General features: G+C 64.6%; 8 protein-coding genes. 4 read left to right on the plus strand and 4 right to left on the minus strand.

Features of this window, described 5'->3' with window-relative positions; translation table 11 throughout:
* Positions 1 to 55: 55 nt before the first annotated feature.
* From EII42_RS03245 to EII42_RS03260, 4 genes are all read right to left on the minus strand, one after another.
* Positions 56 to 1,819, minus strand: a complete 1,764-nt coding sequence (locus tag EII42_RS03245) for an L-fucose isomerase (protein ID WP_125170686.1) — start codon at positions 1,817 to 1,819, stop codon at positions 56 to 58.
* 119 nt (positions 1,820 to 1,938) lie between these two features.
* Positions 1,939 to 3,009 carry an ABC transporter substrate-binding protein gene (locus EII42_RS03250; protein WP_125170687.1) on the minus strand — a complete coding sequence of 357 codons (1,071 nt, stop codon included), beginning with the start codon at positions 3,007 to 3,009 and terminating at the stop codon, positions 1,939 to 1,941.
* An 86-nt stretch (positions 3,010 to 3,095) separates the two neighbouring features.
* Entirely contained in the window at positions 3,096 to 4,103 is a 1,008-nt protein-coding gene (locus tag EII42_RS03255) for an ABC transporter permease (RefSeq protein WP_233558261.1), read from the minus strand.
* Entirely contained in the window at positions 4,100 to 5,617 is a 1,518-nt protein-coding gene (locus EII42_RS03260) for a sugar ABC transporter ATP-binding protein (protein ID WP_125170688.1), read from the minus strand. The genes EII42_RS03255 and EII42_RS03260 overlap by 4 nt, the downstream gene beginning before the upstream one ends.
* A 161-nt stretch (positions 5,618 to 5,778) precedes the next feature.
* On the opposite strand from EII42_RS03260, the gene EII42_RS03265 reads away from it, so the two are divergent.
* From EII42_RS03265 to EII42_RS03280, 4 genes are all read left to right on the plus strand, one after another.
* The gene (locus EII42_RS03265; protein ID WP_125170689.1) at positions 5,779 to 6,144 is read left to right on the plus strand and encodes a rhodanese-like domain-containing protein; all 366 of its coding nucleotides are present in this window, start codon (positions 5,779 to 5,781) and stop codon (positions 6,142 to 6,144) included.
* Between the two features lie 56 nt (positions 6,145 to 6,200).
* Complete coding sequence (locus EII42_RS03270; protein WP_158676381.1) at positions 6,201 to 7,031, plus strand: MerR family transcriptional regulator; 831 nt, start codon at positions 6,201 to 6,203, stop codon at positions 7,029 to 7,031.
* Positions 7,032 to 7,164: 133 nt separating this feature from the next.
* A complete protein-coding gene (locus tag EII42_RS13750) occupies positions 7,165 to 12,054 on the plus strand; it encodes a S8 family serine peptidase (RefSeq protein ID WP_125170691.1) in 4,890 nt (1,629 codons plus the stop codon).
* Positions 12,055 to 12,285: 231 nt separating this feature from the next.
* Positions 12,286 to 17,232 (plus strand): S8 family serine peptidase, encoded by a 4,947-nt coding sequence (locus tag EII42_RS03280; RefSeq protein ID WP_125170692.1) that lies wholly within the window; start codon positions 12,286 to 12,288, stop codon positions 17,230 to 17,232.
* The last annotated feature ends 83 nt before the right edge of the window (positions 17,233 to 17,315 follow it).

A 17,315-nucleotide genomic window follows, 5' to 3' on the forward strand; every position in this document is an offset into this window, starting at 1 on the left:
CTTCGCTTGTATTGGGGCGGGTGGGGCCCCGAAGGACCCCACCCGAGCAGCCAATTTACTGGTAGAGCGGGCCGAACTGGGCGCAGGCGCGGTAGTCTGCGCCCTCCAGGTCGGCGGTGCCGAAACCGAGCCAGTTCTTCGGGCGGAAGATCTGCTCTGTGGGCACATTGTGCATGTTGACGGGGATGCGCAGCATCGACGCCAGCGTGATGAGGCGGGCACCGATGTGGCCATAGGTGATCGCGCCGTGGTTGGCGCCCCAGGCGTTCATCACGTCGTACACGCTCGTGAACGCTCCCTCACCGGTCAGGTTCGGCACGAACCAGGTGGTCGGCCACGCGCGATCGGTGCGGTTCTCGATGATGGTGGCCACCTCGTCGGGCAGCTCGACGCTCCAGCCCTCCGCGATCTGGATGACCGGACCGAGGCCGTCGACCAGGTTGATACGGCACATCGTCACAGGCACCTCGCCCTGCGAGCGGAAGTGCGTCGAGAAACCGCCGCCCGGGAAGTACTCGTAGGTGGCGGGGTGGAACGTCGTCGCGTCCAGCGCGGCCTGGCAGTCCTCGTCGGTGAGTTCCCACCACGGCTTGATGACGTGCTCGCCGTCCTGCTTGGCCGCGAAGGTGCCGTCGAGGGTGGTGGATCCGGAGTTGCGCAGGTCGAGGAAACCGCCCGCGAGCTTGCCCTCCAGCTTATGGCCGGTAACGCGCTCCACCGATTCCGGGCTCCAGTAGGTGCGCACGTCGGAGAAGATCTGCGCCCGGTTGGTGAGCAGGTAGTTGAACAGCATCGACGCGCCGTTGAGGGCATCGTTCTCGGTGGCGAGAATGTAGGGGGCGCGCTTGCCGTTCCAGTCGAACTGCGTGTTGAGCACAGTCTCCATCACGTCACCGTTGGGCAGGCCGTCGGTCCACTGCCGCTGGCCCTGGAAGCCGCCCGCGAGGGCGCCGTGGCCCAGCGCCTCCTCACCCCAGCCCGCCTCGGCGAGCTTCGGGTTGCCGACCATGAGGTCACGGCCGATCAGCGTCATCTTCGTGACGAACTGCCACCACTCCTCGTGCAGCTCAGGATGCTGGTTGTGCTCGGGGTTGAAGTCGTCACCCTGGGTGAAGTTCTCCCGAATCCACTTGTAGGCGACCTCGTACTCCTCCTCGTCGTAGATCTTGTGCGCGATGCGGCGGGTGAACTCGGTCATGTCGATGTACTCGTTGCGCATGCCGAGGTACTTGCCCCAGAACTCGTCCTTCACGACGGAGCCGGCAATGCCCATCGAGACCGCACCCATCGACAGGTAGGACTGGCCGCGCATCTGCGCAACCGCGAGGCCGCAGACGGCGTAGTCGAGCAGGCGGCCGCGTACATCGTCGGGGATGGTCTCGTCGTCGGCGTCCTGCACATCGCGGCCGTAGATGCCGAACGCGGGGATGCCCAGCTGCGCATGTCCGGCGAGCGCGGCAGCGAGGTAGACCGCGCCGGGACGCTCGGAGCCGTTGAAGCCCCAAATCGCGTGCGGCATGGTGCGGTCCATGTCGACGGTTTCGGTGCCGTAGCACCAGCAGGGGGTCACCGAGAGCGTGAGGCCGACGTTGTTGGCACGGAACTTCTTCGCGGTCGCCTGTGCTTCGGCAACACCGCCGATTGTGGTGTCAGCGATCACGCACTGGACAGGGCTGCCGTCGGGGTAACGTAGCTCCGCCTCGTACAGCGCGGCCACTCGCTTGGCCATGTTCATCGTCTGGTCTTCGAGGCTTTCGCGCACGCCACGGCGACGACCGTCGATGATGGGGCGAATGCCGATCTTCGGGTAGTTAGACACGTCGTTGTTCCTTCTAGGGTTGATGTTTTCGTCGGCCGCACGGCCAGCGGTGAATGGGCGAGGGCGCCCGCCCCTTGTGGAGACGGGCGCCCTCTTGAGATATGCGAGTGGGCCCAGGCTCACTCGTACAGGTTGGCCTTGATCTCAGGGGATTCGATGTTGGACTTGTCGTACCAAGCGAACCCGGAGTCGATGTTCTTAGGCAGGCTGTCGCCGTTGATGGCCTTGACCGCAGCGATCACGGTCTCGCAGCCGATCTTGATGGGCGACTGGGTGACGGCGCCGGCCTGCTTGCCTTCCTTGATGGCCTTGATCTGGATGGCTCCGGAGTCGAAGCCGACGACCTTCAGGCCTTCCTTGTTGACCTCGGTGGCGGCCTGCACGGCACCGGTGGCGGAAGCCTCGTTGGTGCCGTAGATGCCGACGATGTCGGAGTTGGACTGGATCAACGACTTGGCCGCACCAGTGGCCTCCTCAACGCTGCCCGCCACCAGGTGCGGGAGCAGCTTGATGTCGGGGGCGTTCTGCTTCACGTACTCCTGGAAGCCCTCACAGCGCTGCTTGCCGGTCTGGCTGGTGACGTCATGGCAGACGAGACCGACGGTGCCCTTGCCGCCAACCAGTTCAACCATGTGCTTCGCGGCTTCAGCGGCAGCGGCCTTGTTGTCGGTCGAGACGGTGGTGAGGGGGTCGTCGGAGTCCACGCCGGAGTCGAAGGCGATGAGCGGGATCTTCTTCTCCGAGATCTGCTTCAGCGTGTCCGAGGCGGCCTTGGTATCGAGCGCGGCGAAGCCGATGGCGGCGGGGCCGGTCTTGACGGCGGTCTCCAGCTGATCGATCTGGATGGCGACGTCCTTCTCGCTCGGGGGGCCAACGAACTCGACCTTGTAGCCCAGGTCCTTGCCCGCGGCCTCGGCGCCCTCCTTAACGGCCTGCCAGAAGCGGTGCTGGAAGCCCTTCGACACCAGGTAGACGGTCTTTGATCCGTCGCCCTTCTTGATGTCGCTGGGCGTGCCGCAGGACACGCCGCCGGCGGCTTCGGAGCTCTCGGAGCTCTTGGAGGCGCTGCTGTCGGCGGAGGCTGCGGAGCTGGTGTCGCTCTTGGGGCCCGCCGGGGTGGAGGTGGAGCAGGCCGTCAGTCCGAGGGCCAGGATCGCCGGCACGGCCAGCAACTTGGTGGCGAGACGCATGTCTTTCCTTTCGTTATCGAGGGCTTCGGTGCCCTCCGGTTTGAGGGCGTTGCGCCCTTGGGGGTTATTCAGTTGTGGTTGCCGGACTAGACGGCTGCTGCACGCTTGCGGCGTACGTTGTCGGCGAAGACCGCAGCCAGGACGATGACGCCGATGACCACGAACTGCCAAGACTGGTTCACCTGCATCATCTGCAGGCCCGTGAGGAGGGTCTTCATAAGGAGGGCACCGACGAAGGTGCCGACGATGTTGGCACGGCCACCCGCGAGCGAGGTGCCGCCGATAACCACGGCTGCGATCACGTCGAGTTCCAGGCCCAGGCCCTCAGCGGGCTGCACGACGGCGGTGCGGGCCGCGTAGACGATGGCGCCCATCGCCATGAACAGGCCTGCGGTGGCGTAGATGCCGATCTTCCAGGCCTTGACGTTGACGCCGGACAGCCGGGTGGCTTCCTCGTTGGAGCCGATGGCGAGCGCATAGCGGCCGAGGAGGGTTTTGTTGAGCAGAACCGCCGCGATGACCGTGAGAATCAGGAAGATGAGGGCCGCGTTGGGGATGCCGGGGATGAGTTTCGACGTCGACAGGACCTTGAAGTCGGGGTTCTGGATCTGCATCGGCTTGGTGTCGGAGATGACCAGCGCCAGGCCGCGGGCGACCATCATCATGCCCAGCGTCGCGATGAACGGCGGCAGCCCGAGCACGGAGATGTTGAAGCCGTTGAGCGCGCCCACCAGGCCGCCAAACAGCACGGCCAGCAGCAGGCCGAGGCCAAGCGGTAGGTTCAGGAAATCGCCGCCCAGGAGGAACGCGGTCATCACCGCGGCCAGGGAGAGGCCGGTGCCCACGGAGAGGTCAATGCCGCCCGTGGCGATCACAAAGGTAGCGCCCAGCGCCATGATGCCGATCGGGGCCGAGCGCAACAGGATGTCGGGCAGGATGGTCGGGTCGCTGAATCCCGGAGCCGCGAGCATGAAGAAGATGTAGATGACGATCAGCGCAGCGAAAACGAACACTTGCTGAAGCGATGACTTCAGGAACTGGACCATGTCCACTTTTTTGTACTCGGTCGTGCGCGCGGCGGCAGTGGTGCTCACGCTGCTTCTCCAATCAGTTGCGCCTTGCCAACGGTGGCAAGTTCCATGATGTTCTCCTGGGTGGCTTCCTCGTTGTCGAGGACTCCGGTGATGTGGCCGTGGGCCATGACGGCGATGCGGTGACTCATCCGCAGCACCTCCGGCAGCTCGGAGGAGATCATGATGATCGCCTTGCCCTCGCCGCAGAGCTGCTCCAGCAGCTCGTAGATCTCTTCTTTGGCGCCGACGTCAATGCCGCGCGTCGGCTCGTCGAAGATCAGAATGTCGCAGTTGCGGATCAGCCACTTAGCAATGACCACCTTCTGCTGGTTGCCGCCGGACAGCTTGCCGAGGAGCTGATTGACCGAAGGGGTTTTGACTCGCAGTTTCTTGGCGTACTCCTGCCCGACGGTGCGGATCTTTCCGTCGAGGATGAAGCCGCCAATGTTGAAGTCACGCATGGCGGCCATCACCGCGTTCTGCTTGATGTCCTGCTGCAACAGCAGGCCGAACTGCTTGCGGTCCTCGGAAAGGTAGCCGATGCCCTTGCGCACGGCGTCGGCAGCGGTGCGGATGTTGACCTTCTCGCCGTGGATCCAGATGTCACCCTTGGTGCGGGGGTCGGCTCCGAAGATGCAGCGGGCTACTTCCGTACGGCCCGCACCCATGAGGCCAGCGAATCCCAGGATTTCACCCTTTCGCACTTCGAAGCTCACATCGTGCAGCAGCTTCTTGGTGCTGAGCCCCTCGACGCGGATGGCCACCTCGTCGCTCGTGGGCTTGGTGCGGGGGCGGGCGTCGGCGGACACCTCGCGGCCCACCATCATCGAGACGATCTGGCGCATCTCGACTTCCTTGGTGTTGACGGTGCCGATGTACTGGCCGTCGCGCAGCACGGAGACCCGATCGGTGATCTCCTCGATCTCCGGCATACGGTGGGAGATGTAGATGAGGCCGGTGTCGGGCTTAACGAAATCGCGGATCATCTCAAACAGCGCCTCGGTCTCCGCGACGGTGAGCGCGGCCGTCGGCTCGTCCATCACGAGGATCCGGGAGTTGTACGACAGCGCACGCGCGATCTCCACCATCTGCTGGCGGGCCACCGAGAGGTTACCGACGAGCGCCTTGGGGTTGAGGTTCATGCCGAGCCGATCAAACAACTCACCGGCCATCTGATTGAGCTTGCGGTCGTTGATCACGCCGCCCGAGTGGCTGCCCGGCCGCCCCAGGTAGAGATTCTGCGCCACAGTCAGATCGTTGACCAGGTTCAGCTCCTGGTGAATGATCGACAGGCCCAGCTCACGGGCGTGATTCACGTTGTTCACCTTGACGTGCTTGCCCTCCAGCCAGATCTCAGCCCCGGGGTCCGGGGTGTAGATACCGGTGAGCACCTTCATCAGAGTGGATTTGCCCGCGCCGTTCTCGCCGCATAGGCCGAGGACTTCTCCTCCGAAAAGATCTATGTTGACGTTTTGCAACGCCTTCACGCCTGGGAACGTCTTGGAGACGTTCTTGAGTTCTAGTAGCTTCGCCACGTGCACTCCTTCGTAACACGGCAATCAACCTCGATCGCTCATTGTTAACGCTAGCATAAGCGGCCGCCGGCGCAACACCCTCACCGTGATTGTGATTTTACCGTGACCTGCGAGCCGCGCCGGGCGCTAGGCCGCCAACGGACCCAAGTAACATCTGACTCATGCAACACCCCTGGCAAGCACTCGCTTTGGCCGCGCTCCTCGCGCTCACCGGCTGCACAGCCGACGCCACAGTCGGCGCGCCCTCCCCAACCCAGCAGGCACCCCAGCAAGCAGCCGAGAACGTCACCTACATCGACGTACGCACCCCCGAGGAGTACCGGCAGGGACACGTAGAGGGTGCCCTCAACTTGGACATTCAGCAGGAAGGGTTCATAGACGAACTCGGCAAGCTCGATAAGGGCCGCAAGTACCTCGTCTACTGCCGCTCGGGCAACCGCTCCGAACAAGCCGTCGAGATCATGCGAGGGCTGGGGTTCACCGACGTCGCCAACGCCGGCGCCTACGAAACCCTCCGAAATCGGTGAGGCCAGCCCCGCTCCACGCTTGCACCTGACACGGTGTCAGCATGTGGACTAGCGACATGGACCAAGCAAATGCCCACCTACTGCGCATCGGACTGTTCTCGAAACTGAGTTCGATCAGCGTGCGGATGCTGCGCCACTACCAGTCAAACGGGATCCTCATCCCAGCCGCAGTCGACCCCTTCACAGGCCACCGCTACTACGAAGCGGGCCAACTCGTTACCGCGCACTGGGTCGTCCTGCTGCGCGACGCGGGACTGCCCGTCGCTGAGATTGCCCAGGCGATGCGCCACGCCGACGACCCGGCCGAGCTGCGCCGAATCCTGGCCCAGCACCGCCAACGGATCGAGCGCGAACACGAACGCCTGGCGGGCATCAGCAAGGCCCTGGACAGAATCGACTCCCACCTGGAAAGGTCCACCATGACAACTGACATCCGCATCCAAGAATTCCCCACGATGACTGTCGCCTCCTTGCGGCGCGTCCTGCCCAGCTACCAAGACGAAGGCCAGCTCTGGCAAGAGCTTTCCGAGTGCCTCTCCGCAGCCGACCTGGAGATGCCCGGCCACGCCTCGCTGGGCGGCGCCACCTTTTGGGACTCCGAGCACCGTGAAACCGATGTCGACGTCGAGGTGTGGGTGCAGGTTCCCGAGCCCTTCCCATCCGCGGGGCCGCTCACCTGTCGCGAGATGCCCGCCTGCCGCGCCGTCGTCGGCACACTGCACGGCAGCTACGACGGAATGCCGGAGGTGACCCTGGCCATCGGCGCATACCTGGGCGCTCACCAGCTGGAGACCGGGCCCATGTTCAACATCTACCGGGTCAGCCCGGCACAGGATCCCAACCCCGCCAACTGGGTGACCGACGTGTGTTTCCCCATCACTGGGTAACCGACGGGCGGCTGCCTGTGAGCGGCCGGGGCGGGCCTGACAAGACGAAAAGCCCCCCGAAGCGTTAAGGTAGGGCGATATACGCAATTTAAACTGCGCATATTGTCTCACTTAACCTAGGGAAAGGTACCTGATGCGTGCGACTCGACTCGTCGCGTCGTTGGCGGGCCTGACGTTGGCGTTCTCGGGCGGTTTGCTACTGCCCGCCCACGCCGACGAAACGCCGACACCCGACGCCCCGCCTGCTCCGGCAGCCGACCTCAACACCGAACAGAGCGTCCTGGTGATGCTAAAGCAGCAGCCAACCGGCAAAGGCGACGAAGCATCCGGCCTAGCCGCCGTGGAGCGTGTCCTAGGACGCTGGGCCGACAAGGAGGGCTTCCAACTGCAGCGCAAGTTCGGCTCACTCGTCAACGGTTTCTCCGCCACGCTGCCTTCCGGACTCGCCACCGAGCTCGCACTCGACCCAGACGTCGAGAGCGTGACCTCGCTCACCGTCTTCGACCACGCCATGGCCTCCGCCGGAGAAGCAACAAAGAGCGTGACCGCACGCCAGAACCTCGGCGTCGACGGGGCAGGAATGTTGGTATCCGTCATCGACTCCGGCCTCGACACGTCGCACCAAGACATGCGCCTCGACCAAGGCGTGCCGAAAAAGATGGCACCGCGCTCCGACCAGTTCACCGACAAGGTGCCCTACGGCTGGAACTACGCCGACGACAACGGCACCATCATCGACACCACGAAGAGCATGCACGGAATGCATGTGGCCGGCATTATCGGCGCCAACGCAGCACCCGATGCCGACTTCGCCACCGACGGCCGAATCGATGGCATCGCGCCCAACGCCCAGCTGCTCGCGATGAAGGTATTCTCCAACGACCCCAACCGACCCGGCGCGCAAGAGGACAACCTGATCGCCGCCATTGAGGACTCCGTGGAGCTGGGCTCGGACGTCATCAACATCTCCATCGGATCCGCCAACGGCACCACCCAGAACGCCGTCGGTGTCGGCCGCGCCATCGCCAATGCGCAGCGCGCTGGCGTGCAGGTAGTCGTCGCCGCGGGCAACTCCGGGCTCAACTTCTCCCCGCTCGGCGAAACCGGCGACTTCAGCCCGATGATTGACGACGGCACGCTCTACACCCCCGCCAGCATCGGCGAGGCCCTGGCTGTGGCGTCCATCAACAACTCGCACACCCTCGCCCCCCTGGCGATCGCCACTGCGGGCACCGAGGTGATCCACTTTGGCTACCAGCGGCAGCGCGGCACCCTCGACGACCAGGAACACAAGCTCGTCGACGGCGGACTCGGCCGCCCAGGCGAAATCGGCGACAATGCGCGTGACGCCTACGTTCTGGTGGGCCGTGGCGAAGCAGACTTCCGCGACATGTTCCGCGCCGCCGAGGACAAAGGCGCCAAGGGGGTGATCGTCTACAACAGCGCCCACGGCGGAGAAATGTTCGACACTATGGCGGGCATCGAATGGTCCAAAATCGTCGGCATCTTCATCTACCACAAGGCAGGCGTCCAGCTGAAGGAAAAGATCAACGCCAACGGCGGTTCCATTCAGGTACGGTTCACCAACAAGAACACCACCGTCACTCTGGGCGAGGACCCGCTGGAGCCCTCAGCATTCACCTCGTGGGGTTCCTCCCCCGAACTCGACTTCAAGCCGCAGCTTTCAGGAATCGGCGGCAGCGTCTACTCCACGGTCAACGCCAACCAGTACGCCTCGATGAGCGGAACCTCCATGGCCTCGCCGCACGTCGCTGGCGCATTCGCCCTGGGCCTGCAAAAGTACAAGAAGGACTTCCCCAGCCTCAGCAGCGGTGAGCGCAACGCCCAGCTACGCGTCGCGCTGGCCAACACCGCCCTCATCCTGGAAAGCCGGGGCGTGCCCCACGCGCCGCGCCAGATCGGTGCCGGACTCATCCAAACCGAGGACGCGTTGAAATCCAAGGTCTTCGCCACCGTCGACGGCGAGCCGCACGTCGCGCTACGCGAGGTGCGTGAGGCCCGCACTTTCACCGTCACCCTCACCAACAAGGATTCCCGAGCCCACACCTTCACCACCAGCAGCACCTGTGTGCTGTCAGAGTCACAGGCCCGATGGGGTAACGACACCAGCTGCAACAGCAAGGAATCCATCAAGGCGTCTGCGGAAAGCGTTACCGTGCCGGCGGGCGGCACCTCGACCGTCACCTTCACCCTCACCCCGGAAAGCGGCAAAGACCACTGGGTGCAGGGCTGGGTGAAGTTCACCTCGACAGACCAGGCCGCGCAGCCGTCGCTCTCCCTGCCCTACCTCGGCTTCGCAGGCGACTGGAACGCCGAGCCCATCATCGACTACCCCGAGGAGACCGGTAAGGAGCGCATCGCGAAGGACATCATCTACGAGCCCGCGAACATCACCCGCCTGCATACCGTCTTCGACTCCGGCGTCTACCCCGAATCTCCCTGGTTCTCCCCCAACGGGGATAACACCATGGACCGCATCTTCCCGCAGCTGATGCTGCTGCGCTCCCCCCGTGAGGTGCAGTACGAGATCGTCAAGGGTGACCAAGTGGTGCAACAGCTCGGCAAGGAGCGCGACCTACGTCGTCTCACCTTCGCAGGTCTGCTCATGCTGCGGGAGAACGCGCCGCACCGCGCCGCAAGCCACAGCTGGGACGGCCGGGTATACAACCCGGACAACGACACTTTCGAGCCTATCGCCGACGCCGACCTAGGCGAATACAAGTTCCGCATCAAGGCGCGCCTCGGCGACTCCTACGATTGGCAGATCACTGACCTCAGCCTGGGCGTCGACACCGTCGATCCGACGATCACCATGCAGCCTGTCGTGAAGAACGACGACGGAACCCGCACCTACACCTTCACCGTGGACGACGATCGCGCCGGCGTCAACCCGCTGTTGATCCTGCCCCGGGACTCGCTGAGCGGCAAGCAACTCAAGTTGAACAAGGACGCCGCGCCCACCTACAGCGTCACCGTCGATGCCGACCTGGCTAAGACGGACTCCTTCCTGCGCCTCATCGTCGGCGACAACGCTGGTAACTTCAGCGTCTTCACCGACTTCTATCAGGACAAGGACCTGCACGTCGTTGACGCCAACCAGCTCGACCGCTGGGTCGGCACCGAAACCCCGACGGCGCACTCGCCCGCGATCACCGACGGTGTGGCCACCCTGTCCGCCCGCGTCAAGCCGCGGGTGGCCCGCGTGCGTATCGGCAGCGTGGACGCCACCATCGAAAACGGTGTCGCCACCGCGCGGGTGCCGCTCACCGAGGGCCGCAACGAGTTGCGCTACGAAGCTTTCGCTGAAGACGGCACCAGCCTGGGCCACGTTGACCACTGGCTCGGCTACGATGTGACGCCCCCGGTTGTCGAGATCACCAACGTCGACCTCAACGAGCGTGGCGAAATCCGGGTCGGCTCCGACGGAACACTCACCGTCGAGGGCCGCGTCACCGACAACTTGTCCCCTGCAGACAAGCTGCTCGTGGTGGATTCGGGTGGCAATCGGGTGCCGGTGGGACCAGACGGCTCGTTCCGAGTCAACTACAAGCCTCGGGATACCGCCCGACTGGTCAGGGTCAACGCCTACGACCACTCCAACCCAGAGAACGTGGCCGTCAACGTCGCCACGAAGATCTGGCTCATCGCTGACCGCGACCCGAGCGGCGTCGGGTTGGTCATCCACTTCGATGATCCGAACCTGAATGAGGGAAGCACCGGCTTCGGCGGATTCATCTACCAGGTGGGCCCATCCTTCCAGAACCTGGAGGTGGTCAAGCCGGATGCTACGGCAGGCGAGCAGGCCGCGACACTCACCTTGAAAGGCAAGTTCACCCGAAAGCCTGGCTCCTTCACCGTCAAGGGCAAGCCTGTGAGCATCAACGCCGAGGGACGCTTCGAGATTCCGCTCGCTCTCACTAACGGAATCAACAAGGTAGGTTTCGAAGTCACCGACGTGGATGGCAAGCTCGTGGCGTCCAGCACGTGGCGATTCCTGTTCGACATGAATATGCCTGGCTACAGCCTCAAGACTGATCCAGCAATCGCCAGCGACGGCGCCCTGTATGCCCGCGACGCTAGAACCGACGTTTCTCTCACCGGCGAAGTGTGGGACAACGAGTTCGGCTACAAGCTCCAAGTGAACGGCAACACCATTGAGGAGTTCCTGAGCGTCTGGGATCCGGGAGCCGACATCAACCGCCGCTCCTTCGAGTCCAAGGTGAAGGACCTCAAGGATGGCCAGTTCATGCGCCTGTCGCTGATGGACGCCCTGCAAAACGGCTTCGAGCAGACCGTGCCGGTAGTGCACGACGTAGAGGCGCCGCAACTCAAAATCGATGGGGCGCAGCAGCTGCTGCGCGAGGACGCCGAGCTGACGGTCACCGCGAACGATGAGAACCTGCAAAGCCTGGAGATCCTCATCGACGACGAGCCGGTCAAGACGGAGGTTGTCGAGGTGCGCACCCACCCGAAGGCGGCGCTCGCCAAGTTCCTCAACGGCGAGCCGCAGCCGATGCCGGTAGCCGGTGGCGAAGCACAGAAGGAACTCACGGTTAAGGTGCGCATCAGCGACCTGAAACTCGCCAGCGGCGCCCACTCCATCAGCGCCGTGGCCCGTGACAAGGCCGAGCGGCACGCCGTCGCTTCGAAGACCTTCAAGCTGGACAAGGCGCCCACCATCACCGGCCCTGACTCGCTTTCGGTCGATCTGGACGGCAACACGCAGGAGCAGATGCTGGCTGCCTACTCGGCCACCGACCCGGAGGACGGCAAGCTTCCGCTCACCTTCGACCTGAGCAAGCTGGTGCCCGGGAAAGCGGTTCAGGTTGAGCTGTCCGCCACCGACTCCGCAGGCAACAAGGCGGTGCGCACGGTGACGATCACGGCGAAGCTGAAGATCGTCAAGCCCGGCCACCCTGGAAAGCCCGGCCACCCCGGAAAGCCCGGTAAGCCGAGCAAGCCCGGTAAGCCGCGACCCGGTTTGCCGAAGACCGGCAGCTGACGCGTGCGGGCTCGCTAAGCACCGACCGCGAACGACCGCGTGGGAGGACACTTCAAAGTGTCCTCCCACGCGCTTTCTCCATCTGTGTACCCCGCTACCGTTCGCTTGTTCACCCGCGGCTGATGCGTCGACTATTTTCACGCCGTAGCACCTTGTCATTAGGCTGTCCCCTGGTGTGCGCCCCGGGTAGCGCACCACAACTCCCCATTCGGGCCAAGGATTAAGGACACCATGAAACAAGTGAGACAGGTCCTCGCTTCGCTGGTGGGGGCGGCCATCGTCCTCTCAAGCGGGCTAACAACACCGGCACACGCTGATCCACACACCGAACCCCCCGGGGCAGCGCCCGCCGACATCGACATCCCAACCGCCACGAACACCCGCCGAGTGCTGGTCATGTTGCGCAAGCAGCCCAGCGGCAAGGGCATGGAGGCCGAAGGGATCGCCGCCGTGGATCGCGTACTCGACCGCTGGTCAGAGCAACCCGGCTTCAATGTGCGCCGCAAGTTCGGCACCCTGGTCAACGCATTCTCGGCCGAGATTCCCGAGAACCTGCTGGTGCCGCTGGCCCTGGACCCGGACGTGGCCAGCGTCAAGCCGCTGAAGGTTTTCCAGCCCGTGATGGCCACCGCGGGCGAAGCAAGCGGCAGCGTCACAGCCCGTCAGAACCTAGGAGTTGACGGTTCCGGGACGCTGGTCTCCGTGATCGACTCTGGCGTCGACCCCACCCACCAAGACATGCGCCTCGACGATGGTGCGGACAAGAAAATGGAGCCGCAAAGCGACAAATACACCGACAAGATTCCCTACGGCTGGAATTACGCCGACGGCAACGCCGAGTTCTTCGACCGCACCACCGACCAGCACGGCATGCACGTCGCGGGCATCGTCGGTGCTAACGGTGGGAAGGCCGCCAACGAGCCGGGCAGCGGACGGATCCTGGGCATCGCCCCCAACGCCCAGCTACTCAGCATGAAGGTGTTCTCCAACGACCCGCACCGCTCCGGAGCGCAAGAAGACGACATCATCGCCGCGATCGAAGATTCAGTCGAGCTGGGTGCCGACGTTATCAACCTCTCCCTCGGCATCCCCAACGGCACTGCCGAGGCCACCATCGGGGAGGGCCGGGCCATAGCCAACGCCCTGGCCGCCGGGGTTGAGGTGGTCGTCGCGGCCGGAAACGAAGGTATCAACCTGGCAACCGACGCAGAGACCAAAGACCAAAGCGAGCTACTCGACGACGGCACCCTGCACACCCCCGCGAGCACCTCCGACGCGCTCGCCATCGCTTCCATCAACAACTCGCACGTGCCAAACCCGATGGCGATCGCCACAGCCGGCGGCGAGAAGCTGCGCTTCGGCTACCAGGTACAGACCGGCCAACCGGATCAGGCGGAGCACACCCTCGTCTCCGGCGGGTACGGGCTCGCCGACGACATCCCAGATACCGCGCGTGATAACTACGTGCTGATCGCCCGCGGCCGAACCAGCTTCGGCACCATGTTCCGAAACGCTGCCGCGAAGGGTGCGCGCGGCGTGTTCGTATTCAACACCGCTGAACGTGGCGACGTATTCGACCTTATGGGCGGAATCCCCGACACCAACCTGGTGGGCGTCTTCCTGCTGCACAGCGACGGCCAGCGCCTGCAGCAGAAGATTGAAGCCCACGGCGGCTCCGCCAGAATCCAACTCACCGACCACCTCATCTCCGTGCCAAACCCTGAGGGCGCGCTGGAGCCGTCACTGTTTACCTCGTGGGGCAGCACCCCCTCGCTGGACTTCAAGCCACAGCTCGCCGGCATCGGCGGCGATGTCTATTCCACGCTCAACAGCAACCGCTACGGCACCAAATCCGGCACCTCGATGGCAGCTCCCCACGTCGCGGGCGCCTTCGCCCTAGGCCTGCAGGAATACCGCAGGCGTTTCCCGGAGATGTCCGCCAGCGAGCGCCGGGAGTTGCTGCGGGTTGGCTTCGCCAACACCGCGCAGATTCTGCACCACGACGACGCGCCCTTCGCGCCCCGACAGATCGGCGCCGGTCTGATCCACACCGAAGAGGCGCTCACGACGAAGGTATTTGCCACAGTCGACGGCGCGCCACACGTCGCGCTGCGACAGGTGACCGGCACCACCAACTTCGACGTCACCCTGAGTAACCTCGGCGACGAAGAACTGCGCTTCAACCCCGGGGCGACGTGCGTCCTCGCCGAGTCTCAGCAGGCGGGCTCACCGAACGAGACCAGTTGCAGCGCCGACGACGAGTTGCGTGCCCCGCAGGGGCCGCTCGTCGTGCCCGCCGGTGGCACAGCCACCGCCACCTTCACCCTGGACGCCGACGCCTCGAAGAACCATTGGGTGCAGGGTTGGGTCGTGTTCGAATCGACGGACCCGGCGCAGCCTAGCCTCTCCCTGCCGTACCTCGGCTTCGCGGGTGATTGGAACGCCGAACCCATCATCGATCCTGCCCCGGAAAGCGGCCAGGAATCCTACCTGGACCGGGTGATCGGCCCGCGGCCCAGGTCGCGCACCCAGCTGCTCGGCGCCGCTGGCGAGGGCGGGGTGACGCCCACCCAATGGTTCTCCCCCAACGGCGATGGCAGCTCCGATACGATCCTGCCGCAGCTGCAACTGCTGCGCTCCGCCGGGGAGGTCCGCTACGAGATCGTCCACGGGGACGACGTCGTGCGCGCTCTCGGCATTGACCGCAATCTGCTGCGCCACAGCCGCAACTCGCTGCTGTCCCTCGGCGCTGACGCCAGCCACGTCGCAGCCGACCGCAAGTGGGACGGGGGTCTGTATGACCCGGCCGACGACCAGTTCCACACCATCGACGATGCCCCGCTAGGCGAGTACCGCTACCGCATCCGGGCGCGCCTGTCCGACGAGTTCGATTGGCAGGTCACCGAGCTGGAGTTGGGCGTAGACACCGTCGCGCCCACCGTCGCCACCGCGAGCGTGACTCCCAAACCCGACGGTGGCATCAGCTACACCTTCCACGCCTCCGACGCGCTGTCGGGCATCAACCTCCCTGGTCTGAAGGCCACGGATGCGCGCACAAGGCGGCGGCTACAGGTGGTACCCGGCGCCGATTCCACCTACCGGGTGGACGTGCCGGCGGATTTGGCGAAGGAAAACTCCTACCTCGCTCTCACGGTGGGAGACCGCGCCGGAAACCACATTGTTGCGCACGAGTTTTACGCAACCCGAGACCTGAACCTCCTGGAAACCAACCTGGATCGCTGGGTGGGCACCCTCACCGAGGAACGCGATAGGCCCACCATTGAGGACGGCCAACTGGTGCTGCGCATGAAGGTGCGCCCGAACGTCGCCGCTGTCCAGGTCAACGAAACCAGTGTGACCCCCGAGGACGGTTTCGCCATCGCCAGGCTACCTCTTTCCGAAGGTCGAAACGAGATCAGCATCACCGCCCGGGAAGCTAGCGGCACCACCGTCGCCACCGCCAACCACTGGCTCGGCTACGACATCACCCCGCCCACTATCCAGATCACCAAGATCAACCTGAATGACAAGGGCGAGGTGATCCTCGACGAGAACGGCCAGTTCAACGTCGAGGGGAAGATCTCCGACGAGCACTCCCCCGCAGACCGGCTCGTGGTGCTCGACCAGTTCCGCAGGCCCCACCCGGTAGCCCCCGACGGCACCTTCACGATGTCCTACGCCCCGTCATTCATCAGCAACATCGCCCAGGTCTTCGGCTTCGACCATTGGGTGAGCGAACACGATCGGGCCAACGGCCGGGCCCTGGCCTGGGTGATTGCGGGCCGGGAAGCCCCCAAACCTGGCTACGGCATCATCTTCGACGACCCGAAGTTGAACGCTCCGACCTCGTTCTACGGAAACCACCTGAACCTCGTCGATTCATCCTTCAAGAACCTGACGACGCTTGATGACGAGGCCACCGGCTCCGATGCGGCTGCCCGCCTCACTCTCAAAGGTGTCATGCGGCGGCTACCCACCAAACTGGTCATCGATGGGAAACCCGTTGCCCTCGACGAAACCGGGCGGTTCTCCGTTGATATCGAACTGGTCAACGGAATCACGAAGGTGCCCTTCGAGGTGCTCGACGAGTCCGACACGCCGTTCCTGAAATCGGCGTGGCGTTTCCTTTACGACCGCAGGATGCCCGGCATCGACCTCACCGTGAACCCACCGATCGCCGCCAACGGTGCGATCTTCCTCAGCCAGGCCGAGCAGACAGTCTCCCTCAACGGCACGGTATGGGACAACGAGTTCGGCTACCAGCTGGCGGTGAACGGTAGCGTTGTGCAGGAGTTCGAGAACCTGTGGGATCAGGCCCCCGACCTGAACAAGCGGCCCTTCGAGGCCGAGGTGCGCGGCGCACGCGACGGACACTCCCTGCGGATCAGCCTGTTCGACGGCATGGCCAACGGTTTCGAGCAAGGCGTGCCACTGATTCTGGACGACAAGTCTCCCGAGGTGCGCTTCGGTGCTCCCAAGCCGGTGCTGTCCGCCAAGGACTCGGTGACCGTCACCGCGTCGGACGACTACCTGCAGAGTCTCCAGGTCCTCGTCGACGGCAAGCCGGTTGCGTCGGAGATGGTGGCGGTGCGCACCCATCCCAAGGCGTGGCTGACCACCTTCCGCGACGGCGAACCGGCCCCCGCTGGTGCCGCCGGGGCGGGCGATGCGCAACAGCAGCTCACGCTCGACGTGCGCCTCTCCGATGTGCCTGGCCTCTCCTCTGGCATGCACACTCTGGTCGCCATCAGCCAGGATTTGGGGGGCCGCACCACCGTCGAGTCCCTACTGCTTCGGGTGGACGAGCCGCCGGTGATCGAGGGCCCCGACTCGCTTGACCTGCTCCCGGATGCGGACGCGCGTGCCCTGATCGGCGCCGCCTACTCCGCGAAGGACCCGGAGGACGGCCAGGTCGAGGTGCGCTTCGAGTTGCCCTCCGTCTTGTCGGTTACCCCCACGCCCGTGGTGCTCACCGCCACGGACTCCGCAGGCAACGTGACGAAACGCACCGTACAGGTGCGGCTCGTCGGCGCCCCGACGGGTGACACACCCCCGGTGGTCACCCCGACGCCGCCCGCCGACACGCCCCCTGTGGTCACCCCGACGCCGCCCGCCGACACGAAGCCGACGGCGCCCGCGCCGGGCAAGCGGCCGGGGCTGCCCAAGACCGGCCGCTGAGGCTCGCCCCCCGGGGTGTTGGGCGGGGACACGTCGCCCCACCCAACACCCCAGGAATCACAGCAAGTAAAAGTACACAGAGA

The organism is Tessaracoccus sp. OH4464_COT-324 (assembly GCF_003932855.1).
Taxonomy (GTDB): Bacteria; Actinomycetota; Actinomycetes; order Propionibacteriales; family Propionibacteriaceae; genus Arachnia.

What these genes read in the sequence shown, in the direction of transcription:
- EII42_RS03250 (WP_125170687.1), bottom strand. Translation starts at nt 3,009, where the DNA reads ATGCGTCTCGCCACCAAGTTGCTGGCCGTGCCGGCGATCCTGGCCCTC.
- EII42_RS03270 (WP_158676381.1), top strand. Translation starts at nt 6,201, where the DNA reads ATGGACCAAGCAAATGCCCACCTACTGCGCATCGGACTGTTCTCGAAA.
- EII42_RS03265 (WP_125170689.1), top strand. Translation starts at nt 5,779, where the DNA reads ATGCAACACCCCTGGCAAGCACTCGCTTTGGCCGCGCTCCTCGCGCTC.
- EII42_RS13750 (WP_125170691.1), top strand. Translation starts at nt 7,165, where the DNA reads ATGCGTGCGACTCGACTCGTCGCGTCGTTGGCGGGCCTGACGTTGGCG.
- EII42_RS03280 (WP_125170692.1), top strand. Translation starts at nt 12,286, where the DNA reads ATGAAACAAGTGAGACAGGTCCTCGCTTCGCTGGTGGGGGCGGCCATC.